Origin of the sequence: Kitasatospora sp. NPDC006697, assembly GCF_042869935.1 — a bacterium.
Lineage (GTDB): Bacteria > Actinomycetota > Actinomycetes > Streptomycetales > Streptomycetaceae > Kitasatospora.
On the sequence record NZ_JBIAGU010000037.1, the window covers coordinates 1 to 25383 of the forward strand.

27 protein-coding genes, 1 tRNA gene and 1 pseudogene are annotated in these 25383 nt (G+C 73.5%); 13 read left to right on the top strand and 16 right to left on the bottom strand.

The features are described from left to right. Nucleotides 1-149 precede the first annotated feature (149 nt). The gene (locus ACFYNO_RS35295; RefSeq protein ID WP_388021636.1) at nt 150-1631 is read right to left on the bottom strand and encodes a serine hydrolase; all 1482 of its coding nucleotides are present in this window, start codon (nt 1629-1631) and stop codon (nt 150-152) included. Nucleotides 1632-2216: 585 nt separating this feature from the next. Between ACFYNO_RS35295 and nhaA the strand changes: the two genes are divergently transcribed. The 4 genes from nhaA (at nt 2217) to ACFYNO_RS35315 (ending at nt 5574) form a co-directional block, all read left to right on the top strand. Next, nucleotides 2217-3509, top strand: coding sequence for a Na+/H+ antiporter NhaA (gene nhaA, locus ACFYNO_RS35300; protein WP_388021637.1), 1293 nt, complete (start codon nt 2217-2219; stop codon nt 3507-3509). A gap of 145 nt (nt 3510-3654) precedes the next feature. Further along, complete coding sequence (locus ACFYNO_RS35305) at nt 3655-4146, top strand: phage holin family protein (RefSeq protein ID WP_388021638.1); 492 nt, start codon at nt 3655-3657, stop codon at nt 4144-4146. Nucleotides 4147-4216: 70 nt separating this feature from the next. Further along, nucleotides 4217-5218 (top strand): alpha/beta fold hydrolase, encoded by a 1002-nt coding sequence (locus tag ACFYNO_RS35310; RefSeq protein WP_388021639.1) that lies wholly within the window; start codon nt 4217-4219, stop codon nt 5216-5218. Nucleotides 5219-5361: 143 nt separating this feature from the next. Further along, the gene (locus ACFYNO_RS35315) at nt 5362-5574 is read left to right on the top strand and encodes a hypothetical protein (protein WP_388021640.1); all 213 of its coding nucleotides are present in this window, start codon (nt 5362-5364) and stop codon (nt 5572-5574) included. 42 nt (nt 5575-5616) lie between these two features. On the opposite strand, the gene ACFYNO_RS35320 is transcribed toward ACFYNO_RS35315, so the two are convergent. From ACFYNO_RS35320 to nth (ACFYNO_RS35335), 4 genes are all read right to left on the bottom strand, one after another. Further along, complete coding sequence (locus ACFYNO_RS35320; RefSeq protein ID WP_388021641.1) at nt 5617-6318, bottom strand: metal-dependent hydrolase; 702 nt, start codon at nt 6316-6318, stop codon at nt 5617-5619. Between the two features lie 170 nt (nt 6319-6488). Next, on the bottom strand, nt 6489-7673 hold the full coding sequence (locus ACFYNO_RS35325) for a MarP family serine protease (RefSeq protein WP_388021642.1): 1185 nt from the start codon (nt 7671-7673) through the stop codon (nt 6489-6491). 78 nt (nt 7674-7751) lie between these two features. Further along, nucleotides 7752-8429 (bottom strand): NUDIX hydrolase, encoded by a 678-nt coding sequence (locus tag ACFYNO_RS35330; RefSeq protein WP_388021643.1) that lies wholly within the window; start codon nt 8427-8429, stop codon nt 7752-7754. Further along, a complete protein-coding gene (nth, locus tag ACFYNO_RS35335; protein WP_388021644.1) occupies nt 8430-9299 on the bottom strand; it encodes an endonuclease III in 870 nt (289 codons plus the stop codon). A 349-nt stretch (nt 9300-9648) separates the two neighbouring features. On the opposite strand from nth (ACFYNO_RS35335), the gene ACFYNO_RS35340 reads away from it, so the two are divergent. Genes ACFYNO_RS35340 through ACFYNO_RS35350 form a run of 3 tightly spaced genes read left to right on the top strand, consistent with a single transcriptional unit; the run spans nt 9649 to nt 12060 of the window. Further along, nucleotides 9649-10107, top strand: coding sequence for a DUF6325 family protein (locus ACFYNO_RS35340; protein WP_388021645.1), 459 nt, complete (start codon nt 9649-9651; stop codon nt 10105-10107). A gap of 44 nt (nt 10108-10151) precedes the next feature. Then, a complete protein-coding gene (locus tag ACFYNO_RS35345; RefSeq protein WP_388021646.1) occupies nt 10152-10436 on the top strand; it encodes an SHOCT domain-containing protein in 285 nt (94 codons plus the stop codon). Beyond that, nucleotides 10426-12060: an MFS transporter gene (locus tag ACFYNO_RS35350; protein WP_388021647.1), complete on the top strand. Its 1635-nt coding sequence runs from the start codon at nt 10426-10428 to the stop codon at nt 12058-12060. Before ACFYNO_RS35345 ends, ACFYNO_RS35350 begins: the two co-directional genes overlap by 11 nt. Here ACFYNO_RS35350 and ACFYNO_RS35355 read toward each other — a convergent pair. The 3 genes and pseudogenes from ACFYNO_RS35355 to ACFYNO_RS35365 form a co-directional block, all read right to left on the bottom strand. Next, nucleotides 11999-12169 carry a hypothetical protein gene (locus ACFYNO_RS35355; protein ID WP_388021648.1) on the bottom strand — a complete coding sequence of 57 codons (171 nt, stop codon included), beginning with the start codon at nt 12167-12169 and terminating at the stop codon, nt 11999-12001. The genes ACFYNO_RS35350 and ACFYNO_RS35355 overlap by 62 nt on opposite strands. 99 nt (nt 12170-12268) lie before the next feature. Continuing rightward, a pseudogene (nth, locus tag ACFYNO_RS35360) lies at nt 12269-12565 on the bottom strand (endonuclease III domain-containing protein); the annotation flags it as partial. 52 nt (nt 12566-12617) lie between these two features. Then, entirely contained in the window at nt 12618-13103 is a 486-nt protein-coding gene (locus ACFYNO_RS35365; RefSeq protein WP_388021649.1) for a hypothetical protein, read from the bottom strand. Nucleotides 13104-13322: 219 nt separating this feature from the next. On the opposite strand from ACFYNO_RS35365, the gene ACFYNO_RS35370 reads away from it, so the two are divergent. After that, nucleotides 13323-13997, top strand: a complete 675-nt coding sequence (locus ACFYNO_RS35370) for a Crp/Fnr family transcriptional regulator (protein ID WP_030288117.1) — start codon at nt 13323-13325, stop codon at nt 13995-13997. A gap of 24 nt (nt 13998-14021) precedes the next feature. Here the strand turns inward: ACFYNO_RS35370 and ACFYNO_RS35375 are convergent, their stop codons facing one another. From ACFYNO_RS35375 to ACFYNO_RS35395, 5 genes are read right to left on the bottom strand one after another with little or no spacing between them, the layout of a single operon-like run. Beyond that, on the bottom strand, nt 14022-14843 hold the full coding sequence (locus tag ACFYNO_RS35375) for an MBL fold metallo-hydrolase (RefSeq protein ID WP_388021650.1): 822 nt from the start codon (nt 14841-14843) through the stop codon (nt 14022-14024). Beyond that, entirely contained in the window at nt 14840-15019 is a 180-nt protein-coding gene (locus ACFYNO_RS35380) for a hypothetical protein (protein ID WP_388021651.1), read from the bottom strand. The genes ACFYNO_RS35375 and ACFYNO_RS35380 overlap by 4 nt, the downstream gene beginning before the upstream one ends. Further along, nucleotides 15016-15927: an NUDIX hydrolase gene (locus ACFYNO_RS35385; protein ID WP_388021652.1), complete on the bottom strand. Its 912-nt coding sequence runs from the start codon at nt 15925-15927 to the stop codon at nt 15016-15018. The genes ACFYNO_RS35380 and ACFYNO_RS35385 overlap by 4 nt, the downstream gene beginning before the upstream one ends. 48 nt (nt 15928-15975) lie before the next feature. Beyond that, a complete protein-coding gene (locus tag ACFYNO_RS35390; RefSeq protein WP_388021653.1) occupies nt 15976-16440 on the bottom strand; it encodes a RidA family protein in 465 nt (154 codons plus the stop codon). Then, complete coding sequence (locus ACFYNO_RS35395) at nt 16440-16598, bottom strand: DUF4177 domain-containing protein (RefSeq protein WP_100889483.1); 159 nt, start codon at nt 16596-16598, stop codon at nt 16440-16442. Before ACFYNO_RS35395 ends, ACFYNO_RS35390 begins: the two co-directional genes overlap by 1 nt. 258 nt (nt 16599-16856) lie before the next feature. Between ACFYNO_RS35395 and ACFYNO_RS35400 the strand changes: the two genes are divergently transcribed. Continuing rightward, entirely contained in the window at nt 16857-17891 is a 1035-nt protein-coding gene (locus tag ACFYNO_RS35400; RefSeq protein ID WP_388021654.1) for an ArsA-related P-loop ATPase, read from the top strand. Then, complete coding sequence (locus ACFYNO_RS35405; RefSeq protein WP_388021655.1) at nt 17888-19081, top strand: ArsA family ATPase; 1194 nt, start codon at nt 17888-17890, stop codon at nt 19079-19081. The genes ACFYNO_RS35400 and ACFYNO_RS35405 overlap by 4 nt, the downstream gene beginning before the upstream one ends. Before the next feature lie 49 nt (nt 19082-19130). Here the strand turns inward: ACFYNO_RS35405 and ACFYNO_RS35410 are convergent, their stop codons facing one another. Next, complete coding sequence (locus ACFYNO_RS35410; protein ID WP_388021656.1) at nt 19131-19454, bottom strand: WhiB family transcriptional regulator; 324 nt, start codon at nt 19452-19454, stop codon at nt 19131-19133. Nucleotides 19455-19879: 425 nt separating this feature from the next. Here ACFYNO_RS35410 and ACFYNO_RS35415 point away from each other — a divergent pair, with 425 nt between their 5' ends. After that, nucleotides 19880-22180, top strand: coding sequence for a transglycosylase domain-containing protein (locus tag ACFYNO_RS35415; RefSeq protein WP_388021657.1), 2301 nt, complete (start codon nt 19880-19882; stop codon nt 22178-22180). 57 nt (nt 22181-22237) lie between these two features. On the opposite strand, the gene ACFYNO_RS35420 is transcribed toward ACFYNO_RS35415, so the two are convergent. Further along, complete coding sequence (locus ACFYNO_RS35420; protein WP_388021658.1) at nt 22238-22696, bottom strand: GatB/YqeY domain-containing protein; 459 nt, start codon at nt 22694-22696, stop codon at nt 22238-22240. A gap of 169 nt (nt 22697-22865) precedes the next feature. Further along, a complete protein-coding gene (locus ACFYNO_RS35425) occupies nt 22866-24074 on the bottom strand; it encodes a GNAT family N-acetyltransferase (protein WP_388021659.1) in 1209 nt (402 codons plus the stop codon). A gap of 150 nt (nt 24075-24224) precedes the next feature. Between ACFYNO_RS35425 and ACFYNO_RS35430 the strand changes: the two genes are divergently transcribed. Then, nucleotides 24225-25169 carry a metallophosphoesterase gene (locus ACFYNO_RS35430; RefSeq protein ID WP_388021660.1) on the top strand — a complete coding sequence of 315 codons (945 nt, stop codon included), beginning with the start codon at nt 24225-24227 and terminating at the stop codon, nt 25167-25169. Nucleotides 25170-25245: 76 nt separating this feature from the next. Beyond that, nucleotides 25246-25319: transfer RNA gene (locus tag ACFYNO_RS35435), tRNA-Pro, on the top strand. Nucleotides 25320-25383: the final 64 nt, after the last annotated feature.

The following is a 25383-nucleotide window of genomic DNA, read 5'->3' on the forward strand; positions in this document are numbered from 1 at the left end:
CTCACCCTCACCGCCGACCGCACCCACGCCCGCCTCACCGACCCCACCCCCATCAACCCCAAACCCCCCCCCCCCCCCCCCCCCCCCGGCGCGGCCCCCCCCCCCCCCCCCCCCCCCCCCCCCCCCCCACGCCCGTTCCCGAGCCCGCGTCAGGCGCCGCCGCCCAGACCGCGCAGGGTCTCGTAGGCGGCCTGCAGGAACCGGCGCCGGCGGGTCGGCGGCGCGCTCACCAGGGCGACCAGCCCGGTGCCCGCCCTCGGGTCGAAGCCTGCGAAGGCGAGGAACCCCTTGGTGCTGCCCTCGTGGAACACCAGCTCCCGCTCGGGCTCCTCCTCCCCGTCCCGCAGCCCGCGCTGCTTCCAGCCGAGGCAGAACCGGGTGCCCGCCAGCTTCCACGGCACCCGCGGCCGGCGTACCTCGCGCAGCGCGGTGCGCAGCGCCTGGTCGGTGCCGGAGAGCAGACCGGCCGTCCCGCCCAGCGGCACGGCCCCGTCCACGGCGACCAGCGCCTGGAGGTAGCGGAGCATGTCGTCGGCGCTGGAGCGCAGCGCCGACGCCCCGGGCAGGGCCGGCATCCGGAACGACGGCACCCGGCGGCCGCGCCGGTAGCCGTTGCCGGGATCGCCGGCCGCCCCGCAGGAGGTGTCCAGCAGTCCCAGCGGCTCGCAGACCCGGTGGACCAGCAGGTCCTCGTACCGGCTGCCGGCGGCGTTGGCCAGGGCCATGCCGAGCAGCCCGGCGCCGAGGCTGGAGTAGCGCACCTGGGTGCCGGGCGTGCCGCGCACCGGTGTGCGGGCCAGCGAGCGGAGCAGGTGGGCCGCGTTGAAGGTGGCGCACGGCCGGGTGAACCACTGCGGCATCACCCCGGGCATCCCGGCCGGCAGCCGGGGCAGTCCGGAGGTGTGGGTGGCCAGGTGGAACAGGGTGATCGGGCGCTCCTTGGGATAGCCGGGCACCGCCTCGGTCGGCAGGTAGGCGCCGACCGGATCGTCGTACCGGACCTCGCCGCGCGCCACCATGTCGGCCAGCAGCAGCGCGGTGAAGGTCTTGGTGATCGAGCCCAGCTCGAAGCGGGTGTCGGCCCGGATCGGCCGCCGGGTCGCCAGGTCGGTGAAGCCCCGGCAGGCCACCGTCTGTTCGTCCCCCTCGATCACCGCGACGGCCACGCCGCTGTCGGGCGGCAGTCCCTGGAAGAGCGGGCGGAGCCGGCGGTCGGGGGTCAGCGACTCGGCCTCGCGGCGCCGGGCGGCCGCGCCGGGGAGGACGGGCACGGCGGGCTGGGCCGGCTTCGCCCCGCCGGGCCGCCGCCCGGCCGGGCCGAGCGGCTGGGTCGGCCGGACGGCCGAGGGGCGGCGCCTCGGCAGCCTCGTCGCGACCGGGTCCGCCGCCGCCTCCACGGTGGGCGGCCGCAGCGGTCGGGGCGGGATCAGCGGGCGGGCCGGGAGCGGCGGTTCCTGGGACGGGGAGCGCGGGTCCGGCCGGCTCGGCGGGGTGAGCGCGGCGGCCGGTAACCGGGGCGGGGCGCTCTGCGCGGCTCCGTCACCTCCGACGGCCGGGTGGGGCTCGGCGGACCGTCCGGGGGGCACCGGCGCGGCAGAGCCGGCCAGGTCGGCCGGTTCCTCGTGGGACATGGGGTTGCCTCCGGGTGGGGCGGGATCGGGCGGCCGCGGCGGGCCGCGTTGAGATGACGATAAGTTCGCCCACACCCCGTCGCATGCCCGCGCGACGGCGCCCGGGCGCGGTCCGGCGTCCACTGCCAGCGGCCAAGCCAGCAGCGCTACTTGGCGTAGCGGCACAGCCCGTGACGACCGTGACGGTGGGCAACGGATCGCCGTGACCGTCGGCAACCGCGCCCCGCGGAAGTCGGCCCGGCGGGCGCCGCCAAAAGGCGATCCCGCACCCGGCCGCAGGGGCGCAACAATCCCGCATGCGCTCGAAGCTGACGTGAGCTCAGCTCGCCACCGCCCGTCAAATCGCTTGACCGCCGCCCCGGATGACGGGGCTCGACCACCCCGCGTCGCGCACCGTGATCGAGCCACCTCACGCGCCCCTGGAGTGCGCCCCCGTCCGCCACCGTCCGCCCCCGCACGAGCCCGCCACGGCGGCCCACCCGAACGGACGCACACCCCCAGCGACCCCGCCCGGCCCACGCGACAGAAGCGCATGAAAAGATACGAAACGGATATTCACCCCAGATCTGGCAGGAGGTCACCCACGTGGTCAGCCCGCCCGGCCCGCCCCCGCGCCGTCAGTTCCTCGGCCTGCTCCCGCTCCCCGAGCGCCGCTACCTGACCGAGGCGCTGCGCACCGAGACCGTCGGCGGCGTGCTGCTGCTGGTCGCCGCGGTGGCCGCGCTGATCTGGGCCAACGCCTGGCCCGGCAGCTACCAGCAGGCGGTGCACCACGAGATCGGCCCATCCGGACCGCTCCACCTGCACCTGCCGCTGGAGGCCTGGGCCAAGGACGGCCTGCTCACCCTCTTCTTCTTCGTGGCCGGCATCGAGCTGAAGCGCGAGTTCGTGGCCGGCGAGCTGCGCACGCCCAGCGCCGCGCTGCTGCCGGTGATGGCCGCGGTCTGCGGCGTGGCGCTGCCCGCGGTGGTCTTCGCCCTGGCCAACAGCGGACCGGGCGGCCACCCGGCCGGCTGGGCGATCCCGACCGCCACCGACATCGCCTTCGCGCTCGGCGTGCTCGCCGTGGTGAGCAGTCACCTGCCCTCGGCACTGCGGGCGTTCCTGCTCACCCTCGCGGTAGTCGACGACCTGATCGCGATCCTGATCATCGCGGTCTTCTACAGCTCGGGCGTCACCTACTGGGCGCTGGCGGCCTCGGTGGCCGGCCTGGTGCTCTTCTGGTACCTGCACCGGCACGGCGTGCACGGCTGGTACCTCTTCGTCCCGCTCGCCCTGCTGATCTGGGCGCTGATGCACGAGAGCGGGGTGCACCCGACCGTCTCCGGCGTGGCGATGGGCCTGACCCTGCGCTGCCACCTGGAGGACGGGGAGGAGCACTCGCCGGGCGAGCACATCGAGCACCTGGTCCGTCCGCTCTCGGCCGGCATCGCGGTGCCGGTCTTCGCGCTCTTCGCCGCCGGGGTGCCGGTCTCGGGGACGGCGTTGCGGCAGGTCTTCACCCAGGCGATGCCGCTGGGCGTGGTGCTCGGCCTGCTGGTCGGCAAGACGGTGGGGATCTTCGGCGGCACCTGGCTGACCGCCCGGTGGACCCGGGCCGAGCTGAACCCGCGGCTGCGCTGGGCCGACCTGTTCGCCGTCTCGGTGCTGGCCGGGATCGGCTTCACCGTCTCACTGCTGATCAGCGACCTGGCCTTCCCCGGGGACCAGGCGCTGGCCGACCTGGCCAAGGAGGCGGTGCTGGTCGGCTCCCTGTTCTGCGCCGCGGTGGCCGTTCTGCTGCTCAAGCTGCGCAACCGGCACTACCGTCGGCTCTGCGAGGAGGAGGACGGGGAGGACGTCCCCGACCTCCACCGACGGGATCCGGCCACCGGTTGAACCCGCCCGGCCGCACCGGTCAGCCACCCGGACGGGTACGAGCGGGTGACACACCGTCCGGCCGGGGCAGCCCGAAGTGGTGCTTGACTGGTCGGTAGGGGCATGATTCTGAACTGTCCGGAATCTCAGCAGAGGAGAAGACCAGATGTCCGCAGGCTCCGCACGCCCGTCCGGCAGCTCGCGCGCACCCTACGAGGGTGAGCGCTCGGTCGGGCAGCTGTTCGCCGCGGCCACCACCGACCTCTCATCGCTGGTGCACGACGAGATCGCCCTCGCCAAGGCCGAGATCCGACAGGACGCCATCCGCGCGATCACCGGCAGCGCCTCCGGCATCATCGCCGGCGTGGTCGGGATCGCCTCCCTCCCGATGTTCAGCTTCTTCTTCGCCTACGGCCTCAACGACGTCTCGCACATCGGCCTCACCCTGTCGTTCCTGGTGGTGGCCGTCGCCTACGTGCTGATCGCCGTGGTGCTGGTGCTGGTCGCGATGAAGTTCTTCAAGAAGATCGAGAAGCCGAACCGGACCATCGAGGGCGCCCAGGCCACCGCCGAGGTGCTGCGCAACGCCAAGCCGCGCCCGGCCACGCCGGAGGAGCTGGCCGTCCTGGAGGAGCGGGCCGCCGCCCAGGAGCACTGACCGACCCCGCCAGCTCGCCCCCGCCGACCGTCGGGAGGACCCGCCCGACCGGATGTGAAACGCTCTCGCCATGTCACTGGACCAGGAACACCCCGTCCCCGCCCCCTCGGGTCCGCGCTCCGGCGCCCTCCCGGTCCGGTCGGGCGCGGGGGCGGTGCCGGTGGCCGGCCGGGGCGGCTGGACGGTGCGACACCCTGGCCCGTGGACCCACCGCGACCTGGCGGCCAACGGCGCCCGGTTCCACATCGCCGAGCTGGGCGAGGGCCCGATGGTGCTGCTGGTGCACGGCTGGCCGCAGTACTGGTGGGCCTGGCGCCACCAGATGACGGCGCTGGCCGCGGCCGGTTACCGCGCCGTGGCGGTCGACCTGCGCGGGATGGGCGGCAGCGACCGCACCCCGCGCGGCTACGACCCCACCAACCTGGCCCTGGACATCACCGGGGTGATCCGCTCGCTGGGCGAGCACAGCGCCCACCTGGTCGGACACGACACCGGCGGCTCGCTGGGCTTCGTGGCCGCGGTGATGCGCCCTTCGGTGATCCGCAGCCTGACCGTGGTCTCCGCGGCGCACCCCCGCCACCTGCGGCGCGCGCTGCTGCGCGACCGCCGTCAGATGGCCGCCTACGACCACGTGCTGGGCTTCCAGCGGCCGTGGATACCGGAGCGCCGGCTGGTCGCCGAGGACGGCGAGCTGGTCGGCCGCTACCTGGCGGAGTGGACCGGGCCGAACCCGCTGGGCGCCGAGGCGGAGGCCAACTACCGGCAGGCGATCCAGATCCCCAGCACCGCGCACTGCTCGATCGAGCCGTACCGCTGGCTGATCCGCTCGATGGCCCGGCCGGACGGCATCCAGTTCGCCCGCCGGATGAAGAAGCCGGTGACCGCGCCCACCCTGCACGTGCAGGGGGCGGCCGACCCGGTGCTGCTGGCCCGCACGGCGCTCGGCGCCGGGGAGTTCGTCGCGGCGCCCTACCGCTGGCGGCTGCTGCCCGGCGTGGGGCACTTCCCGCACGAGGAGGTGCCGGAGCAGTTCAGCGCCGAGCTGCTGGCCTGGATCGGCGAGCACAAGTGACCCCGGACCGCCCCGCCAATAGCTGACGCTCCGTCAGTTCGGTGCCCCGGCACCGGGTTGCCATGCCGCTGGCATAGGACAGTTCCCCCGGACGAGGGTGGTTACCCCCGGCGGCGCGGGGGCATTCATCGGGTATGACCTGGATGCCCGATCGCGCCGGCGCGGACCGCCGGCGCGCGAAGCGCGGCGCAGCCGCGAAGAACCCCGCCGGCCAGAACCTCGGCCACCTGCCCTGCCCCGCCGACTGGCCGGACGGGCCGTCGGAGCGCGCCAGTACCCCGCACCCGCTGGGCATCCCGCGGATCATCGGGCGCCGGGCCCGGTGGGTGGGAGCCCGCCTCCGCCGCGAGGCCTGAGGCGGGCCGAGCCCGTCCGCCGACCGTGCTCCCGACCGGGCCTCAGCCCAGCACGGTCGGCGCGCCCGCCGTGAACCAGAGCAGCGCGAAGGTGGCCACCGTCATGATCGGGACCAGCACCTTGGTCTCGACGTCGTTGCCGCTGCGCTTGATCAGCACGATCTCGTAGCGCTCCTTGTGCGGCCAGAGCAGCGGGGCGCCCATCTTGGTGAGGCAGTCGCCGAGCAGGTGGGCCAGCGTGCCCAGGCCCACCGCGTACGGCAGCCAGACCGGGGCGGACGGCATCCAGCGGTCCATCACCACGGTGCCGACCACGGCCAGGCCGATGACGGTCAGCCAGGTGTGGTGCCGGTCCCCCGGCACGTGCAGCCGCAGCGCCTTGATCGCCAGCGCCAGCAGGAAGAAGGTCAGGCCGAGGGTGAACCAGCGTCCCAGGTAGTGCACGCCGGCCCAGCTGCCGCCGCCCATCAGCGCCACGAAGAGCAGCGAGTGGGTGGCGTGCCGGTGCCCGCCCGAGACGGCGGCGACGAACCGGCAGAGCAGCTTGGAGACCGGGCCGAGGAAGTTGGCGATGGTCCCGTCGTGGTGGTCCAGGTCCGGCAGCAGCGCGGCGCCGGCCGCCAGCACCGTGCCCAGCAGGATGTCGGCCGGCCTGAGGTGGGTGTGCAGGACCAGCGGCGGCAGGAACGGCACGGCGGCCGCGTACAGCATCGCCCCGCTGACCGCGTGCGAGTGACCCATCATGGCCCGAGTACTCCTTCATCCGTGTGGCGTGCGCGCCACCCGGGACAGCCGTGACTGGGCCGAACGGGTGAGCGCGGCCGACGCTACCAGGATGAGCTGACGGATCGCCGGATGGCGCCTGGGGAAGCGATCCGGACGGCGCGTCAGCCGACGCGCCGTCTACTGGCCGGTCAGAGGGCGCAGCCCTGGGTGTCCACCTGGGCCGAGGCGGTGCTCCCGGTGGCCGCGTCCTGTTTCACCTCGGCCGCGGTCAGCACGTAGCCGGTGTCATCGCTGTCCAGCGACTTGGCGAAGACCACCCCGTAGACCTCGCCGTCCGGGGTGAGCAGCGGCCCGCCGCTGTTGCCCTGGCGGACCAGCGAGCGGATCGAGTAGACGTCCCTGACCACCTGGCCGCGATGGTAGATGTCCGGGCCGTTGGCCTGGATCCGGCCGCGGATCCGGGCCGGCTGGACGTTGAAGGAGCCGTTCTCCGGGAAGCCGGCCACGATCGCGCTGTCGTTGCTGCGCGCCTCGCCGGCGAAGGCCAGCGGCGGCGCGGTCAGCTTGGGCACCTCCAGCACCGCGATGTCGCGCTGCCAGTCGTAGCTGACCACCACCGCGTCGTAGAGCTGCCCGGTACCGCCGATCTGCACCGTCGGCTCGTCCACCCCGCCGACCACGTGCGCGTTGGTCATCACCCGGTGCGGGGCGAAGACGAAGCCGCTGCCCTCCAGCGTCTTGCCGCAGGAGGTGGCCGTGCCGACCACCTTCACCAGGCTCTGCTTGGCCCGCTGCAGCGCGGGGCTGGCGGCCAGCGCCGGGTCGGGCGGCTGCACCTCGGTGATCGGCTCGTGCTCGAAGGGGTTGAAGACCTGCGGGAAGCCGTTCTGCGAGAGCACCTTGCTGAAGTCGGAGAACCAGTTGGGCGCGTCGGACGGCAGCGCGTCCTGCACCCCGCCGAGCACCAGCGAGGTGCGCACCTGCTTGGAGACGGTCGGCATCGAGGTGCCGGCCAGGGCGGAACCGATCAGCCAGGCGACCAGCAGCATCGACAGCACGTTCACCACCGAGCCGCCCAGCGAGTCCAGCGCCTTGGCCGGGCTGCCGCCGATCCGCCCGCGCAGCTTCCAGCCGAGCTGGGTGGTCGCCGCCTGCCCGATCGCCGCGAAGACGATCACCACCACCACGGCCACCACCGAGGCCGTGGTGCCCGGGCTCAGCTGGTCGAGCACCAGCGGCAGCAGCTCCACCGCGATCAGCCCGCCGCCGAGGAAGCCCAGCACGGAGAGGATGCCCACCACGAAACCCTGCCGGTACCCGGACACGGCGAAGCCGATCGCGGCGGCGAGCAGCAGCAGATCCAGCACGTTCACTGTGCCACCCTCCCATGGACCGGCCGCTGCCCCGCAGCTGCCCCGGTCGCCCGTACCCTCCGCATCGGCGCCGTTCGCCTACCCGCCGAGCGGCAGGTCGATCACCCGCGACGCGTCCCAGGCCCGCTCCAGCCCGCTGTGGTGCAGCAACCGGTCGATCACCCCGGCGGTGAAGCCCCAGACCAGTCGCCCCTCGGCCTCGAAGGCCGGGCCGGCGAAACCGGACGGGTGCCGGAAGCGGCCGCGGTTGGCCGGATCGGCCAGCTCGGCCAGCGGCACCCGGAAGACCGCGCCGGTCTCCGCCGGATCCACCGGCGCGACCGGCGACTCCTCGCGCCACCAGCCGAGCACCGGCGTCACCACGAAGTCGCTGACCGGGATGTAGAGCGCGGGCAGGGTGGCGAAGACCTGCACCCCGGCCGGGTCGAGCCCGGTCTCCTCGGCGGCCTCGCGCAGTGCGGCGGCCACCGGACCGCTGCCCAGCGGGTCGCCGTCCACCGGATCGAGCCGGCCGCCGGGGAAGGAGACCTGGCCCGGGTGCGAGCGCAGCGCGGCCGACCGCTCGGTCAGCAGCAGGTCCGGGCCGGCCGGGCCGTCGCCGAAGAGCAGCAGCACGGCCGAGCTCCGGCCGCCCTCGGCCGGCGGCAGGAACCGGCTCAACTGCTCCGGGCGCACCGTCTCGGCCGCCTCGCGGACCGGCAGCAGCCAGTCCGGCAGCCCGTCCCGCACGATCGCCACCACTCCCCCGCTCGTCACTCAGCCCTCCCCGGTCGCCGTCGCCGCCGTAGCGCTCAACGCGCCGGGGGCCGCCGGTGTGCCCGGGTAGCCGGCCGGCGGGCGCAGCCGCTGGCCGGGCTGGCCGCCCATCTCGTACTTGAGCAGCTTGGCGGCCTTCTCCGGATCGGTCTCGCCCTCCCCGTAGGAGGGGCAGAGCGGTGCGATCGGGCAGGCCCCGCAGGCGGGCTTGCGGGCGTGGCAGATCCGGCGGCCGTGGAAGACCACCCGGTGCGAGAGCATCGTCCACTCGCTCTTGGGGAAGATCTCGGCCACCGCGGCCTCCACCGCCACCGGGTCCTCCTCGGCGGTCCACCCGAACCGCCGGGCCAGCCGCCCGAAGTGGGTGTCCACGGTGATCCCGGGGACGCCGAAGGCATTGCCGAGCACCACGTTGGCGGTCTTGCGCCCGACCCCGGGCAGTGTGACCAGCTGCTCCAGCCTGCCCGGGACCTCGCCGCCGAACTCGTCGCGCAGCGCGAGGGAGAGGCCGATCAGCGACTTGGCCTTGTTCCGGAAGAACCCGGTCGGCCGGATCAGCTCCTCCAGCTCGACCGGGTTCGCCGCAGCCATCGCCGCCGGCGTCGGGTAGGCGGCGAACAGCGCCGGGGTGGTCTGGTTCACCCGCAGGTCGGTGGTCTGCGCCGACAGCACGGTCGCCACCAGCAGCTGGAACGGGTTGTCGAAGTCCAGCTCCGGGTGCGCGTACGGGTACAGCTCCGCCAGTGCCCGGTTGATCTTGCGCGCCCGCCGCACCATCGCCAGATGCGACTCCGGCTTCCGCGGCTTCACCGCCACCGACTTCGCGACCGGCTTGGCCGCTGCGGCCTTCCGGATCTTGCTCTCTGCCATGCACGAAGGCTACGCCGGACACCTGGCCACCCGCGGTCGATTGATCAACCCGGACCAGGTGAACCGGTGACGAGATCGTCGCCGTAACGGCCCGGGGTCGGGCGGGAATGAACCGGAGCCCGACCCACGGATGGTCGGACCCCGGCTGTCAGTGCGGATGGGGGTCCGTACTGGGTTGTGATGCCTTGCCCGGCTCGGGTGAACAGGTCCTCCTACGGGGCGCGTGCGCTCGCGGGCGGTCTCCGGAGCGCGTTAGCGTGGCAAACGGACGGGAGTCCGCTGAGGCGGTCCGCCTCGTGCCCGTCGCGACCGGAGCGTCATGGCCGGTCATGGCCTGTTGGGAGCCGGTATGGACGATGTGTCAGAACTGGACGAGCTGGGCCCGATCGACTACCTGGTGATCTCCTTCCCCGGCAGCCGACTGACCGGTGAGGGACTACCGCTGCTGGTCGATCTGGTCGATCGCGGCATCATCCGGGTCCTCGACCTGACCTTCCTGCGCAAGAACGACGACGACACCGTCACCGGCGTCGAACTGGCCGACGTGACCGGCGACGGCCGACTCGACCTGACCGTCTTCGAGGGCGCCTCATCGGGCCTGCTCGGTGAATCCGACCTCGCCGAGGCGGGTGCGCTGCTGGCCCCGGGCGACTCCGCCGCCGTGCTGCTCTACGAGAACCGCTGGGCGGCACCGCTCGCGACGGCCCTGCGCCGGGCGGACGCGCGACTGCTCGCCGGCGGCCGGGTGCCGCTGGAAGACGTGGTCGCCGTGCTCGACGCGATCGAGGAACCAGGCAGCGGCGGATGAACGCCCTGCCCGACCGCCACTGACCCGCCACCGAGGAGGAACCCATGCCAGGACTGCTTCGAGGGGTCGCCCGCACCGCCGTCGTCGCGGGGACCGCGACCGCCGTCTCCAACCGGGTCTCCCGGCGCCAGAGCGGCCGCTGGGCGCAGCAGGAGGCTCAGTTCGCCCCGCCGCCGGCTCCCGCCCCCGCCCCCGTACCGGCGGCGGTGGCCGGGCCGACGATGGAGCAGAAGCTGGACCAGTTGAAGGAGCTGGCCGCGCTCAAGGAGCAGGGCGTACTGACCGAGGACGAGTTCGCCGCGCAGAAGGCCCGCCTCCTTGCCGGCTGAGCGGCCGGCCGCCACCGGCGCCGGTCGGTGGAAGCCGCTGGCCGTGCTCGGAACCGCCCAGTTCCTGATGGTGCTGGACGCCTCCGTGATGAACGTGTCGATCAGTCAGCTGGTCAAGGACTTCCACACCGAGGTCACCGCGATCCAGGCCGTCATCACCCTCTACACGCTGGTGATGGCGGCCTTCATGCTGACCGGCGGGAAAATCGGCGACCTCTTCGGTCGGCGCCGGGTCTTCGTCGTCGGCTTGGCGGTCTACGGCGTCGGCTCGGGGCTCACCGCCCTCGCACCCACGGTCGGGGTACTGGCGCTCGGCTGGTCGGTGATCGAGGGGCTCGGCGCCGCGCTGGTACTGCCCGCGTTGGCGGCGCTGGCAGCCGGCTCGTACCGGGGCCGCGACCGGGCAGTCGCCTACGGCGTGATCGGCGGGCTGGCCGGGGCGGGCATCGCGGTCGGTCCGCTGCTCGGCGGCTGGGTGACCACCTACCTGACCTGGCGACTGGTGTTCGCCGGCGAAGTGGTGCTGGTGGCGGCGATCCTGCTGCTGATGGGCTGGATTCCGGCGCAGCCGCCGCCCGCTCACCGGCCGCGCCTGGACGGGATCGGCGCTTTGCTGTCGGCCGCCGCGCTCGCGCTGATGGTGCTGGCGGTGCTGCAGAGCGGCAGCTGGGGCTGGGTCCAGCCGCGCAATCCGCCGTTCACGGTGCTCGGGTTCGCGCCGACGCTGTTCGTGATCGCGATCGGCGCCGGGCTGCTGTACGCGTTCGCCGCGCACGAGCGGCGGCGCGAGCGGCGCGGGCTGACGCCGCTGGTCTCGCTCGGGCTGTTCGAGAACAAGCCGCTGCGCTCCGGGCTGATGACGCTGTTCAACCAGAACACCGTGCTGCTCGGGCTGTTCTTCGTGATCCCGCTCTACCTGCAGGTGGTGCAGGGCCTGGACGCCTTCGAGACCGGCCTGCGGCTGCTGCCGGTCTCCGTCACCATGCTGGCCACCTCGATGTGCGGCTCGCTGCTGCTGCGGTACGCCTCGCCGCGGGCGATCTGCCGGATCGGGCTGCTGGTGCTGCTGGCCTCCACGCTCTGGCTCATCACGGCGATCGGGCCGCAGTTGAAGGGCTCCTCGTTCGCCGGGGCCATGGCGTTGCTCGGCATCGGCATGGGCCTGCTCGCCTCCCAGCTGGGCAACACTGTGCAGTCCAGTGTGCAGGCCGACCAGCGCAGCGAGGCCGGCGGCCTGCAGTACACGGCGCAGAACCTCGGCTCCTCGCTCGGCACCGCGCTGATCGGCGCGATCCTGATCGGCGCGCTCGCGACCTCCGTCACCAGCCGGATCGAGAGCGATCCGCGCGTCTCGCAGGCCGTCGCGGAGCAGAGCGCCGTGCACATCGAGGCGGGTCTCTCCTTCGTCCCCGCCGACCGGGTGGCCGCCGCACTGGCCAGTCATCCGGAGGTGCCACCGCAGGAGGCGGCCGCCATCGTCGAGCACTACCGGGACGCTCAGATCCAGGGGCTGAAGACAGCGGTGCTGGCCTGCGCCTGCATCACGGCTGGCGCGCTGTTCTTCACCCGCCGCCTGCCCGCCGACCGGCCGAGTCGGCCGCAGCAGGGCGGTAGGCGGCCGTGAGGATGGTGATGTCGTCTCGGTCCCGGTCGATGCCGAAGGTGTCGGCGGAGGCGCGGTGGTTGAGCAGGTAGGCGCCGAGGACCGCGGTGGCGACCAAGGCCACCGCCACTCCGACTCCGCGATCGTCCTCCGGCCCGGCCGGGAGTTCCCGGAGGTCGGGTGCGGGCCTGGCTACTCGCGGCGCCCAGAAGCCCTTCGGTCAGGCCGTAGTCATGCCCGCCGTCCCGAAGGCATTGCCGAGCACCACGTTGGCGGTCTTGCGCCCGACCCCGGGCAGTGTGACCAGCTGCTCCAGCCTGCCCGGGACCTCGCCGCCGAACTCGTCGCGCAGCGCGAGGGAGAGGCCGATCAGCGACTTGGCCTTGTTCCGGAAGAACCCGGTCGGCCGGATCAGCTCCTCCAGCTCGACCGGGTTCGCCGCAGCCATCGCCGCCGGCGTCGGGTAGGCGGCGAACAGCGCCGGGGTGGTCTGGTTCACCCGCAGGTCGGTGGTCTTCTCTGCCATGCCCGAAGGCTACGCCGCGCAGGTGACCGCCGGTGGGGGTTCCGGCGGGCCGTCAGCCGAGCGGGTCGGGGCCGGTGGTGCCCTCGCGGTAGGCGTCGGCGAGGTAGGCGTCCAGGTCGGGGGTGTCGGGGGTGAGCACGTGGCGGACCCAGGAGTCGCGCTCGTGGCGCATCGGGGCCAGCTCCCAGACGCAGCCGATCAGCGGGCGGGTCAGCCGGACGAAGTGGGTGGGGTCCAGGTCGGGGCAGCCGAGGGCCGGCTGGCCGGCGGCCGCGCCGGCGAAGCTGAGCACGTTGTCCCAGGCCCAGCAGTAGGCGCTGACGTAGGCGCCGGTGTCGTCGCCCCGGTGGACCACCACGAAGCCGGACTTCGGGGTGCCGTCCGGGAAGGGCAGCAGGTCGGGCAGCACGGAGTAGGCCGCCTTCTCCACCGCCGGATCGAGGCCGGCCGGATCGGCGGTGACGTGGTAGCGCTTCAGCCGGTAGCCGCCCACCTGGACCGGCCCGGGTGCCCGCAGGAGTTTCTCGGTGAATGCCATGGACGGACGGTAGTTGCGCGCGCCGCCCCGCTCAAGGGGTCCCGGCGGACCGGTTCCGGCCGGCTACCGATGCGTACGGATGGCCCCTTACCGCCCTCCACTGCGCACCCCCTCCTCATATGATCGGAGCGTCATGCGCCATGCTTGGTGATGTAGAGCACTGTTTCAGTACGTGACCGCCCGCCTCCCCACGGCGGTCGGCCGAGAAGGAGGAAGCACGTGGACGATGTTCTGCGGCGCGCCGCGCTCTTCGCGGCGCTCGACGACGAACAGGCCGGCGAGCTGCGCGCTTCCATGACCGAGGTGACCCTCGCGCGCGGCGAGTCGCTGTTCCACGAGGGCGATCCGGGAGACCGGCTCTACGTGGTCGCCGAGGGCAAGGTGAAGCTGCACCGGGCCTCGCCGGACGGCCGGGAGAACATGCTCGCGGTGCTCGGCCCCAGCGAGATGATCGGGGAGCTGTCGCTCTTCGACCCGGGCCCGCGCACCGCCACCGCCAGTGCGCTCACCGAGGTCAAGCTGCTCGGCCTGGGCCACGGCGACCTGCAGCCCTGGCTGCACGCCCGCCCCGAGGTGTCGATCGCGCTGCTGCGCGCCATCGCCCGCCGGCTGCGCCGGACCAACGACGTGATGAGCGACCTGGTCTTCTCGGACGTGCCGGGCCGGGTGGCCAAGGCGCTGCTGGACCTGTCCCGCCGGTTCGGCGTGCAGTCCGAGGAGGGCATCCACGTCGCCCACGACCTGACCCAGGAGGAGCTGGCCCAGCTGGTCGGCGCCTCCCGCGAGACGGTCAACAAGGCGCTGGCCGACTTCGCCGGCCGCGGCTGGCTGAAGCTCGAGGCCCGCGCCGTGGTGCTGCTGGACGTCGAGCGGCTCTCCCGCCGCTCCCGCTGAGCCCCGCTCGGAGGACCGCGGCGCTCAGATGAGCCCGTGGTCCTCCAGGTAGCGCAGCTGGGCCCGGACCGACAGCTCGGCGGCCGGCCAGAGCGCCCGGTCCACATCGGCGTAGACCCGGGCGACCACTTCTTCGGCCGTCCGGCAGCCCGCCTCCACCGCGGTCTCCACCTGGGCCAGCCGGGCCGCCCGGTGCGCCAGGTAGTACTCGACGCTGCCCAGCGCGTCCTGCAGCACCGGGCCGTGGCCGGGCAGCACCGTGCGCACCCCGTGCTCGCCGGCCAGGGTGCGCAGCCGGCGCAGCGAGTCCAGGTAGTCGCCGAGCACCCCGTCCGGGTGGGCGACCATGGTGGTGCCGCGGCCGAGCACGGTGTCCCCGGTGAGGATCGCGCCGTCGGCCGGCAGGTGGAAGGTCAGCGAGTCGGCGGTGTGCCCGGGGGTGGCCACCACCCGCAGCTCCAGGCCGCCGACCTCGATCACCTGACCGCCGGTCAGCCCCTCCTCGCCGAGCCGGTGGGCCGGGTCCAGGGCGCGCACCGCGGTGCCGGTGAGTTCGGCGAACCGGGCCGCGCCGGCCGCGTGGTCGTGGTGGCCGTGGGTCAGCAGGGTGAGCGCGATCCGGCGGCCCTGCCGCTCGGTGGCGTCCACCACCGCGCGCAGGTGGCCCTCGTCCAGCGGACCGGGGTCGACCACCACCACCTGGTCCGAGCCCGGCTCGCAGAGCAGCCAGGTGTTGGTGCCGTCCAGCGTCATCGGGGACGGGTTGGGGGCCAGCACGCAGAGCGCGCGGGCGGTGGCGGCCCCGCCGACGGTGTCGGCGGGGTCCCCGGGCAGGCCGTTGCTCACCGGTCGTGGCCGATGCTGCGGACCAGCGGGCGGTCGTCGTGCGGGCGGAGCAGGCGGCGCGGGGCGAAGTCCTCCGGCAGGCCGTCGTCGTCGCAGCCCAGCGATCGGGTGAGCGGGCGCGGTTCGAGGCTGCGGGAGGGGAGGTCGCGCACGCGAGCCACGTCGTTGTGGTTCATCGTTCCGCCTTTCCGTTCTCTGCCGAGGGGTCGTCCTCGGGGTAGTGGCCGTCGATGGTCAGATCGTCATACCCAGACCACCGGATGGTCATACGATCTCCCATGATCTCGGCCTCGCCGAGCACGGGGGTCAGGGTGCGCCGCTCCGCGGCGGCCAGCGCCTCGGCGGCGCTGCGCAGCGGCAGCAGTTCGCGCAGCACGGTGATGGTCGGCGGCAGCATGCCGTACCGGCCCTCGGCGTGGCCGCGGACCGCCTCGGCGGGGGGCAGCCAGGCCACCCGGTCGGCCTCGCCCACCTCGTGGGCGGCCAGTTGGCCGGGCGGCAGCGCGGCGACGAAGAACCAGGTGTCGTAGCGGCGCTCCTCGAAGGCCGGGGTCACCCAGCGGGCCCAGCCGCCCAGCAGGTCGCTGCGCAGCACCAGCCGGTTCTCGCGCAGGAAGTCGGCGAACGAGAGCTGGTGCGCCTCCAGCGCGGCCCGCTCCGCCGTCCAGTCCCGGGCGGGGGCGATCGAGTCGGCGTCCGGGCCGGCCAGCAGCACGCCGGCCTCCTCGAAGGTCTCCCGGACCGCCGCGCAGACCACCGCCTGCGCCGTCGCCCGGTCCACGCCGAGCCGCTCGGCCCACTGCTCCGGGCTCGGGCCGGCCCAGCCGGGCTCGCCCCCGGCGTCCCGCGCGTCCACCCCGCCACCCGGATAGGCGTACATGCCGGCGGCGAAGGCCATCGAGCTGCGCCGGCGCAGCAGGTAGGCCTGCGGACCGGCCGCGCCGTCGCGCAGCAGCACCACGGTGGCCGAGGGTTTCGGCACCAGCGGGGTCAGCCGGCCGGCCGCCAGCGCCCGGATCCGCTCCGGCCAGCCGGGCGGCATCGGGGGCGCGGGCCGGGTGCGACCGGCGGATTCAGCAGCCATGCCCGGATGCTATGCATCCGGGCATGCTGGTGAGAAGGGGCGGGCGGATCAGGCCTTGACCCGCACCTGGATCTCCACCTCGACGGGGGCGTCCAGCGGCAGCACCGCGACGCCGACCGCGCTGCGGGCGTGCACACCGGCCTCGCCGAGCACCTGGCCCAGCAGCTCGCTGGCGCCGTTCACCACGACCGGCTGGCCGGTGAAGTCGGGGGCGGAGGCGACGAAGCCGACCACCTTGACGACCTGGTCGATCAGGTCCAGGTCGCCGATCACCGACTTGACGGCGGCCAGCGCGTTCAGCGCGCAGATCTGCGCCAGCGCCTTGGCCTCCTCGGCCGTCACCTCGGCGCCGACCTTGCCGGTCTGCTTCAGCACGCCGCCGACCACCGGCAGCTGGCCGCTGGTCAGCACCTGGTCGCCGTTGCGCACCGCCGGGACGTAGGCCGCGACCGGCTTGGCGACCTCCGGCAGGGTCAGGCCGAGTTCGGCCAGCCGGCTCTCCACCGCGCCCATCAGTTCTTCTCCCGCTTGAGGTAGGCCACCAGCTGCTCCGGGTTGTTCGGCCCGGGCACCACCTGGACCAGCTCCCAGCCGTCCTCGCCCCAGGTGTCGAGGATCTGCTTGGTCGCGTGCACCAGCAGCGGCACGGTCACGTATTCCCACTTGGTCATGGAGCTGACTTTAGACCCTCGGCCAACGGGGGTGGGTGCAGGAGCGGCCTCCGGGCCGAGCCCGGGCGGCGCGACGCCGAAGACCCCTTGGCCGGAGGGTCCGGGACGGTCGGGGAGGCGCCGGCGGCGATGTGAGGCAGGTGTGAGGTAGGACACAAAGCGGCGTACCGGCGCCTTCCTCACCCGGATGCTCCCGGCATCCGGCGCGGGCGCTGGTTACGCTCGCGAGGAGGGATTCCGAGCGGACGGAGAGGCAGCGTGGACTGGGAGGGCGTACGGCTGCATGTGGTGAGCGGCAAGGGCGGCACCGGCAAGACCACGCTGGCGGCGGCACTCGCGCTGGCCCTGGCCGCGGACGGGCGCCGGGTCCTGCTGATCGAGGTGGAGGGCCGGCAGGGCATCGCCGAGCTGTTCGGCATCGCCGCGCTGCCCTACGAGGAGCGCCGGGTGACCGGGGTCTCCACCGCCCAGCTGGGCCTGCCCGGGCCCAAGGCCTCCGGCGACGTCTTCGCGCTGGCGATCGACACCGAGCAGGCGTTGCTGGAGTACCTCGACATGTTCTACAAGCTCGGCCGCGCGGGGAAGGCGCTGCAGAAGGTCGGCTTCGTCGACTTCGCCACCACCATCGCGCCCGGGGTGCGGGACGTGCTGCTCACCGGCAAGGCCTGCGAGGCGGCCCGCCGCAAGGGGCCGGACGGGCGGCGCCGCTACGACGCGGTGGTGATGGACGCGCCGCCGACCGGGCGGCTGACCAGGTTCCTGAACGTCAACTCCGAGGTGGCCGGGCTGGCCAGGTTCGGCCCGATACACAGTCAGGCCCAGGCCGTGATGGGCGTGCTCAAGTCGCCCGAGACGGCGGTGCACCTGGTCACCCTGCTGGAGGAGATGCCGGTCCAGGAGACGGTGGACGGCTTCGGCGAGCTGCGGGCGGCCGGGCTGCCGGTCGGCGGGGTGCTGGTGAACATGGTGCGGCCGCCGGTGCTGGACGCCGCCGCGGTGGCCGGGGCGCACGGCGACCACCGCGAGGAGGTGGCCCGGGCGCTGGTCGAGGCCGGGCTGGGCGGCCGGTCGCGGTCGGCCGCGACCCGGCGCTCCGCCGTCGAGCCGCTGCTGGATCCGCTGCTCGACCAGGCCAGGGAGCACGCCGAACGGGTGACCCTGGAGCAGGAGCAGCGGGCCGAGCTGGCCGCGCTGGACCTGCCGGCCTACGAACTGCCGCTGCTCGGCGGCGGTGTCGACCTCGGCGGCCTGTACCGGCTGGCCGGTGAACTCAAGCGACAGGGGGCGGCATGAGCAGCGGCGCGGCGGAGCAGGACGGCGCACCGGCCGCCCTCGACCTGGACCGGCTGATCGACGACCCGCGGACCCGGATCGTGGTCTGCTGCGGCTCCGGCGGGGTCGGCAAGACCACCACGGCGGCGGCGATCGGCCTGCGGGCCGCCGAGCGCGGGCGCCGGACCGTGGTGCTGACCATCGACCCGGCGAAGCGGCTGGCCCAGTCGATGGGCCTGACCGAGCTGGACAACACGCCCCGGCCGGTCAAGGGCGCCCGCACCGGGGAGGGATCCGGCGAGCTGCAGGCCATGATGCTGGACATGAAGCGGACCTTCGACGAGGTGGTGCTGGCGCACGCCGAGCCGGAGCGGGCCAGGGCGATCCTGGAGAACCCCTTCTACCAGTCGCTCTCCGCCGGGTTCGCCGGCACCCAGGAGTACATGGCGATGGAGAAGCTGGGCCAGCTGCGGGCCGCCGGCGAGTGGGACCTGATCGTGGTCGACACCCCGCCCTCCCGCTCCGCGCTGGACTTCCTGGACGCGCCCGGGCGGCTCGGCTCGTTCCTGGACGGCAAGATCATCCGCATCCTGATGGCCCCGGCCAAGGTCGGCGGGCGCAGCGCGATGAAGTTCCTGAACGTCGGGATGGGCCTGCTCACCGGCACCCTGGGCAAGATCTTCGGCGCCCAGCTGCTGACCGACCTACAGACCTTCGTGGCCGCGATGGACTCGATGTTCGGCGGCTTCCGGGAGCGCGCGGAGAGCACCTACCAGCTGCTCAAGGCGGAGGGCACGGCGTTCCTGGTGGTGGCCGCGCCGGAGCGGGACGCGCTGCGCGAGGCCGCCTACTTCGTGGACCGGCTGGCCGCGGACCGGATGCCGCTGGCCGGGCTGGTGCTCAACCGGGTGCACACCACGGGGGCGGCGCAGCTGACCGCGGAGCGTGCGATGGCGGCGGCGCAGGCCCTGGAGGAGAACGGCGCGGACCACGAACCGGTGCAGGCCGAGGCCGAGGCGCTGGCGGCCGGACTGCTCCGGCTGCACGCCGAGCGGGTCGAGGTGATGGGCCGGGAGCGGCGGACCAGGGACCGGTTCACCGCGGTCTACCCGGACGTGCCGATCATCGAGGTGCCGGCGCTGGCCGGGGACGTGCACGACCTGGACGGGCTGCGGCTGATCGGCCACCGGCTGGCCGGCGAGGCCGACTGACCGCGGGCTCGGCGCGCCCGGGCCGCGCGGCGGCCCGGCTGGCGACGAGTCAGCCCGCCTGCGCGTAGTCGGCGAGGATCACCCCGGTGGCCAGGGACTCCTCGTACTCCGTGCGCGCCGTCTCCAGCAGCCGGCGCCAGGAGATCACCGTCGGGCGGCGGCGCAGCAGTGCGCGGCGCTCCCGCTCGGTCATCCCGCCCCAGACACCGAACTCCACCCGGTTGTCCAGCGCGTCCGCCAGGCACTCGGTGCGCACGGGGCACCCGCTGCACACCGCCTTGGCGCGGTTCTGCGCCGCCCCCTGGACGAACAGTTCGTCCGGATCACTCGTGCGGCAGGCAGCCTGCGCGCTCCAGTCATCAACCCAGCCCATGCCCCGCCGTCCTCTCCCGATTCAATCGAGGCTCCCCCACGGCGGCAACGGCATATTCACCGCTGCCAGTTGAGGACGTTACGGAAGATTGGCGGAGCGCAACAGCCCCCTGGGGTCCAATCTCGAATGACCCGATCGGACTATGGGTGCCGGTCAGATCACTCGTTGGAGTGATCGCAGGTCGCAGCCCTTGCGGCTCCCCCCAGCTGACCTTTCGTCACTCAGCGCGACCAGTGCGACCCGCCGGAGGGGCATATGACGCCGACACAGCAGCTCGGCAACCGCCTCATACCCCGTCATACCGGACAACCCTCAACACTCACAGGAGTGTTCGACGCACACAGAGCGGAGCTGTCGCAGGCCTGTGACAAGACTAGGCGAACAGCTGCCCCGGTGTGCAGTAATCCGCAACGTAGAGTCCTGCCATGGCACCACAGCGCTCCTCCTCCGACCGGCGGCCGCGCCGGCGGACCGGCTCGCCCGCGGAACTCGCGGGGCTCGGGCTGACCTTCCTGGGAGTCAGCGTCCTCTCCGGCGTCCTGCTGGCCGGTCTGGCCCTGCCCGCGGTCGGGGCGATCGGCCTGGGCGCGAAGAACGGGGTGCAGGGCTTCGACAGCCTGCCGGCCGACTTCAAGACGCCGACGCTCTCCCAGGCCTCCTTCGTCTACGACTCCAAGGGCAACCAGATCGCCAAGATCTACGCCCGGGACCGGACGATACTGACGCAGGACCAGATGTCCGCGCTGACCCGGCAGGCCCAGGTCGACATCGAGGACGCCCGCTTCTACCAGCACGGCGCCATCGACCCCAAGGGCGTGCTGCGCGCGCTCGCCAAGAACGCCTCCTCCGGGGCCGACGCCCAGGGCGCCTCCACGCTGACCCAGCAGTACGTCAAGAACGTCTTCGTCGAGCAGGCCGGCGACGACCAGGCGGCGTTCCTGGAGGCCACCAAGAAGACCGTGGGCCGCAAGATCCAGGAGCTGAAGTACGCGATCAAGCTGGAGGAGGAGCTGCCCAAGGAGCAGATCCTCACCAACTACCTCAACATCACCTACTTCGGCCGGCAGGCCTACGGCGTCGAGGCCGCCGCCCAGCGCTACTTCGGCAAGAGCGACAAGGACCTGACCCTGCCCGAGGCCGCGCTGCTGGCCGGGCTGGTGCAGAACCCCAGCGCCTACGACCCGGTGGAGCACCCGAAGGCCGCCCAGGCCCGCCGGGACACCGTGATCGACAAGATGCTCGAGTACCACCACATCACCGCCGACCAGGCCAGGGACGCCAAGGCCAGCCCGCTCTCGCTGCAGTACCACGACCCGCAGAACGGCTGCATCACCGCGCAGGCCGGCATGGGCTTCTTCTGCGACTACGTGCGCAAGGTGATGCTCACCGACCCGGCCTTCGGCGCCTCCGCGGCCGAGCGGAACCGGCTCTGGGCCCAGGGCGGCCTGAAGATCTCCACCACCATCGACCCGGACAAGCAGGCCGCCGCCAACAAGGCCGTCACCGACAAGGTCTACCTGACCGATCCGGTGGCCGCCGCGATGACCATGCTCAAGCCCGGCACCGGCGAGATCCTGGCGATGGCCCAGACCAGGCCGTACGGCCTGGACCCCGGCAAGCACCAGACCGTGGTCAACCTCAACGTGGACGCGGCGATGGGCGGCGGGAACGGGTTCCAGCCCGGCTCCACCTTCAAGGCGGTGGTCGCCGCCGCCGCGCTGGACGCCGGCAAGGACCTCGGCCAGAGCTACGACTCGCCGGCCAAGATGGCCTACCCGGACATGACCACCTGCGGCGCGCCGTACCGGAACCTCAAGCAGGAGCAGGTCGCCAACGACAGCCCCGACGAGCACGGGCAGATGATGATGCCCGACGCGATGGCCCGGTCGGTCAACACCTACTTCGTCCTGCTGGAGCAGGACATCGGCCTGTGCGCGGTCAAGCAGATGGCCAACAAGCTCGGCATCCGGAGCAAGGCCAGCGGCGACCCGCTGGAGGAGGTGCCGGCCATGGCGCTGGGCGTGGAGGAGATGAGCCCGCTGGACATGGCGGGCGTCTACGCCACCTTCGCCGCCCGCGGGGTGCACTGCGACCCGGTCGCGATCACCTCGGTGGCCGACCTCGGCGGGCGGCAGCTGCCGGTGCCGCAGGCCAACTGCAACCAGGTGATCCAGCAGTCCACCGCCGACCAGCTGAACACCCTGCTCAAGGGCGTCACCGAGAAGGGCGGCACCGGTTCCGCGCTCGGGCTGGACGACGGCCGCCCGATCGCCGGCAAGACCGGCACCACCGACGAGCGGCGCGCCGCCTGGTTCGACGGCTACACCCCCGACCTGGTCGGCGTGGTCTGGCTCGGCGGGCCCGAGGGCGGGGTGAAGATGAGCGGCAACATCACCATCGGCGGCCACAACTTCGGGGGCGACGGCGGGGTCTACGGCGCCACCGGGCCCGGGCCGATGTGGCGGCAGGCGATGAGCCAGTCGCTGGCCGGCACGCCGCCGACCGGCTTCACGCTGGTGCCGCTGCCGAACCAGCAGTCGCCGGCGAACGGGTCGCCCAGCCCCGACCCCAACAACCCGGGGAACCCGCCGGGCGCCAGTCCGCCGGCGCCCAACCCGGCGCCGAACCCGCCGCCGTTCACGCTGCCGCCGGGCCTGGTCGGCGGCGGCAACGGCGGCCTCCCGGGGCTGCCCACCGGCAAGCCGGGCAAGCCCGGGCGCCACTAGCGCGAACAGGCAGGGCCCGGCTCGGGCCCTGCCTGTCCTGCTCCGTGCCTCTCCTGCTTACTTACCGGTGAGCGCGGCCTTCACGGCGGCGGCCACCCGGCCGCCCTCGGCGACGCCCTCCACCTTGGGGCGGACCAGCTTCATCACGGCGCCCATGCCCTGCGGGCCGGTCGCCCCGCTCTCGGCCACGGCGGCGGCCACCACGGCCGCCAGCTCCTCGTCACTGAGCTGCTTGGGCAGGTACTCGGCGAGCACCACGCCCTCGGCGCGCTCGCGCTCGGCCTGCTCGGGCCGGTCGGCCTTGGCGAAGGCGTCCGCGGCATCCCGCCGCTTCTTCGCCTCGCCCTGCACCACCTGCTGTACCTCGTCGTCGGTGAGCTCGCGCTTCTCGGCACCCGCCACCTCGGCCGAGGTCACCGCGGCCAGGGTGAGGCGGAGGGTGGCCGAGCGGAGTTCGTCCCGGGCCTTGATCGCGGCCGTCAGGTCATCCCGCAGCCGCTCCTTGAGCGTCGTCATGCCCCAATCCTCACATCCCGGCGGCCGTCGCGCCCGTGAATATGGTGCACGCGTGCCGTGACACCGGGTCAGCCGGCCGCCGCAGCCGCCGATGACCGGTGCCGGTCCCGCCCGTCCGCGAGCGGGCCGATCACCCCGGCGTCTGCCGGGGTCGAGCCGTCGGCGGCCGTCAGAACCAGTGCACGCAGTGCGGCGGCCGCTCCGCGCGCAGCAGGGCGTCCGCCTCCAGCGCCGCGCCCGGGCGCAGCTCGCGGATCCGGCCGGCCCGGACCAGGGTGCTCGCGGCGGTGCCGCCCAGGTAGAGGGCGCCGAGGTCGCTGATGTCCAGCGCCAGCTCGGCCGCCAGCTCGGTGCGCCGGCAGTGGCCGACCCCGCCGGACACGGTGAGCAGGTAGCGGCCGTGCTCCTCGAGGAACGGGTCGGCCACCTCGACCACCAGCCGGCCGCCGGCCAGGTAGCGGCGGGCCTCCAGGGCCCGCGGCACGTCGAGCAGCCGGACCCAGAGCCCGTCCCGCTCCGACTCGGTGCGCAGCGCCCGGCTGTCGGCGAACCGCCAGCGCAGCGGGCTCTGCGGCGGCAGGTTGGCGAAGACCACGGTGGCGACCAGGTCGTGGTCCAGGCAGAACCGGACCAGCGCGGCCTCGGCCTCGTCGGTGGCGGCGACCAGCTCCTCCACAGTGAGGGTGCGGGTGCCGTGCAGCGGGTCGGTGGCGGCGACGGTGTAGCAGGCGTAGCCCTGGGCCCGGCCGTCGGCGTCCCGGTGGAAGGCGATCTGGCGCGGCGCGTGCGAGACCGGGGGGCGGCTGGCACCGCCGGTCCACCAGCGCTCGGGGCGGGAGAGCGCGCCCGGCCGGGTCAGCCGGTAGCGGTCGTACACCTCGGCCAGCAGTTCGCCGCACTCCTCCCGGTAGTGCAGCTCCAGGCTGCCGCCCGGGGCCGGCGGGGTGGCGAAGGCACCCAGGTGGCGGGGGACGGCGCACTGCAGCCGGGCGGAGGCCGGTCCGTAGCCGTACCGCCGGTAGATCACCGCCTCCGAGGCCTGCAGCACCGCCAGGTACTCGCCCGCATCGCGCAGCTGCGCCAGCTGATGCCGCATCAGCGCGGTCAGCACGCCCTGGCGCCGGTGCGTGGGCAGCACGCCGACCCCGGTGATGCCGGCCACCGGTGCCAGTGCCCCGCCGGGCAGGGTCAGCTCGAGGGTGAACGCGCCCGCCACGCCGATCGGCCGGCCGGCGGCGTCCTCGGCGAACAGGTTCCGCCCCATCTCGTACGCCGCCCACCAGGGCGGGTCGTCCGCGTGCCACATCACGCCGAAGGCGTCGGACAGCGTGCGCAGGTAGGCGGGGAGGTCGGCCTCGGTGGTCGAACGGATCTGCATCGCGGTCCCAGTGCCCCCTCCGGCCGACCTGACGGCCCGTGAGAACCTAACCCGGCCCGTCAGGTGCGTCAACGAACCGGCGGCCCGAGCCCGCGCCCCAGTGGCAAGGCCCGGTTCACCCGGAGCGGGCCGGTCTGCGACCATGGACCGATGCGAAAGCTGTACTCCGTCCCGCTCACCGTCGCCGCCGCCGGCGCCGCCACCCTCGCCTACTCCGCCGGGTACGAGGTCCGTGCGTTCCGGCTCCGCCGGGTGGACGTTCCGGTCCTGCCGCACGGCGCCAGGCCACTACGGGTACTGCACGTCTCGGACATCCACATGGTGGTCGGGCAGCGGAAGAAGCAGCGCTGGCTGCAGGGCCTGGCCGGCCTCCGCCCCGACCTGGTGGTCAACACCGGCGACAACCTCTCCGACCCGCTCGGCGTGCCCGCCACCCTGGACGCGCTCGGGCCGCTGATGGAGTTCCCGGGCGTCTACGTCTTCGGCTCCAACGACTACTACGGCCCGGCCCGCAAGAGCCCGACCCGCTACCTCAAGGCGCTGGCCTCCGGGAACCACGGCCTGAACAACGCCGACGGCACCGGCCGGTCCGGCATCACCGGCGCCGTGCACAACCCGTGGGAGAAGCTGCGCGACGGCTTCGACGCGGCCGGCTGGCTGGACCTCACCAACGCCCGCGGCCGGCTCACCCTGGACGGCCTGGACATCGAGTTCACCGGCGTGGACGACCCGCACATCCGCCGCGACCGCTACTCCCGGGTGGCCGGCGGCCCGTCCGCCGACGCCGACCTCTCGATCGGCGTCGTGCACGCCCCCTACCTGCGCAGCCTGGACGCCTTCACCGCCGACGGCTACCCGCTGATCCTGGCCGGCCACACCCACGGCGGCCAGCTCTGCGTCCCCTTCTACGGCGCCCTGGTCACCAACTGCGACCTGGACGCCAAGCGGGTCAAGGGCCTCTCCACCCACCGCGCCGGCGGCAACCAGTCCCACCTCCACGTCTCCGCCGGCTGCGGCACCAACCGCTACACCCCCGTCCGCTTCGCCTGCCCCCCCGAGGCCACCCTGCTGACCCTGACCCCGCGCCCCCGCTAACCGGATTTCGTCTCCTGACCTGCGTCGGGTAGAGTTCTACTCGTCGCGAAGGAGACGGAGCGACGAACAGCAGGACCGGGGTGTGGCGCAGCTTGGTAGCGCGCTTCGTTCGGGACGAAGAGGCCGTGGGTTCAAATCCCGCCACCCCGACCCAGTAGTAGCAGGCAAGGGCCCTGCCGGAGAGATCCGGTAGGGCCCTTCCTCGTTCTGCGTG

Excerpts from the sequence above, each read along its gene's own strand:
- ACFYNO_RS35295 (WP_388021636.1), bottom strand. The coding sequence starts at position 1,631 with ATGTCCCACGAGGAACCGGCCGACCTGGCCGGCTCTGCCGCGCCGGTG.
- ACFYNO_RS35305 (WP_388021638.1), top strand. The coding sequence starts at position 3,655 with ATGTCCGCAGGCTCCGCACGCCCGTCCGGCAGCTCGCGCGCACCCTAC.
- ACFYNO_RS35310 (WP_388021639.1), top strand. The coding sequence starts at position 4,217 with ATGTCACTGGACCAGGAACACCCCGTCCCCGCCCCCTCGGGTCCGCGC.
- ACFYNO_RS35315 (WP_388021640.1), top strand. The coding sequence starts at position 5,362 with ATGCCCGATCGCGCCGGCGCGGACCGCCGGCGCGCGAAGCGCGGCGCA.
- ACFYNO_RS35320 (WP_388021641.1), bottom strand. The coding sequence starts at position 6,318 with ATGATGGGTCACTCGCACGCGGTCAGCGGGGCGATGCTGTACGCGGCC.
- nth (WP_388021644.1), bottom strand. The coding sequence starts at position 9,299 with ATGGCAGAGAGCAAGATCCGGAAGGCCGCAGCGGCCAAGCCGGTCGCG.
- ACFYNO_RS35340 (WP_388021645.1), top strand. The coding sequence starts at position 9,649 with ATGGACGATGTGTCAGAACTGGACGAGCTGGGCCCGATCGACTACCTG.
- ACFYNO_RS35345 (WP_388021646.1), top strand. The coding sequence starts at position 10,152 with ATGCCAGGACTGCTTCGAGGGGTCGCCCGCACCGCCGTCGTCGCGGGG.
- ACFYNO_RS35365 (WP_388021649.1), bottom strand. The coding sequence starts at position 13,103 with ATGGCATTCACCGAGAAACTCCTGCGGGCACCCGGGCCGGTCCAGGTG.
- ACFYNO_RS35380 (WP_388021651.1), bottom strand. The coding sequence starts at position 15,019 with ATGAACCACAACGACGTGGCTCGCGTGCGCGACCTCCCCTCCCGCAGC.
- ACFYNO_RS35385 (WP_388021652.1), bottom strand. The coding sequence starts at position 15,927 with ATGGCTGCTGAATCCGCCGGTCGCACCCGGCCCGCGCCCCCGATGCCG.
- ACFYNO_RS35390 (WP_388021653.1), bottom strand. The coding sequence starts at position 16,440 with ATGGGCGCGGTGGAGAGCCGGCTGGCCGAACTCGGCCTGACCCTGCCG.
- ACFYNO_RS35395 (WP_100889483.1), bottom strand. The coding sequence starts at position 16,598 with ATGACCAAGTGGGAATACGTGACCGTGCCGCTGCTGGTGCACGCGACC.
- ACFYNO_RS35405 (WP_388021655.1), top strand. The coding sequence starts at position 17,888 with ATGAGCAGCGGCGCGGCGGAGCAGGACGGCGCACCGGCCGCCCTCGAC.
- ACFYNO_RS35410 (WP_388021656.1), bottom strand. The coding sequence starts at position 19,454 with ATGGGCTGGGTTGATGACTGGAGCGCGCAGGCTGCCTGCCGCACGAGT.
- ACFYNO_RS35415 (WP_388021657.1), top strand. The coding sequence starts at position 19,880 with ATGGCACCACAGCGCTCCTCCTCCGACCGGCGGCCGCGCCGGCGGACC.
- ACFYNO_RS35420 (WP_388021658.1), bottom strand. The coding sequence starts at position 22,696 with ATGACGACGCTCAAGGAGCGGCTGCGGGATGACCTGACGGCCGCGATC.
- ACFYNO_RS35425 (WP_388021659.1), bottom strand. The coding sequence starts at position 24,074 with ATGCAGATCCGTTCGACCACCGAGGCCGACCTCCCCGCCTACCTGCGC.
- ACFYNO_RS35430 (WP_388021660.1), top strand. The coding sequence starts at position 24,225 with ATGCGAAAGCTGTACTCCGTCCCGCTCACCGTCGCCGCCGCCGGCGCC.